At 71.5% G+C, this 393-nt stretch carries 1 protein-coding gene; it reads right to left on the bottom strand.

Annotated elements, in window-relative coordinates; genetic code table 11:
• Nucleotides 1-393, bottom strand: a 393-nt coding sequence (locus GWK61_RS55520; protein ID WP_194922409.1) for a hypothetical protein, incomplete at both ends; no start/stop codon positions are given.

The following is a 393-nucleotide window of genomic DNA, read 5'->3' as shown; positions in this document are numbered from 1 at the left end:
GCCTTGTACGGCTCGGCCAACGTCGGCACGTACACCAGGGCCAGCACGCACGCCCACGGCCGGGAGACGACGAAGCGCCACGCCAGGTACACCGCCGGGCCGAGGATCGCGGTGGTGAGGACCTCGGTGTACTTCAGGCCGACGAACACGTTGTCATGGTTGAGCTTCGCGACGAACCAGACGATGCGCGGGTACAGCGGCGGGTAGCCGGGGTGCGTCATCTCGCCGTGCTGGAGCATGATCGCCCAGCGCTCCATGTCGCCGGCGTCGCCCGCGGTGCCGTTCAGCGGCAGGTTCGCCCCGCGCAGCGCGAGCGTCACGCCGGCCGCCAGGAAGCCGGAGGTGAACCCGGGCAGGGCGGCGAAGGCGGTGCGCGAGGCCAGCACCCGGTAC

Source organism: Catenulispora rubra, from assembly GCF_015356825.1.
GTDB lineage: Bacteria > Actinomycetota > Actinomycetes > Streptomycetales > Catenulisporaceae > Catenulispora > Catenulispora rubra.
Note: the sequence above shows the minus strand (reverse complement) of the source record. Positions and strands in the feature narration are given on the sequence as shown.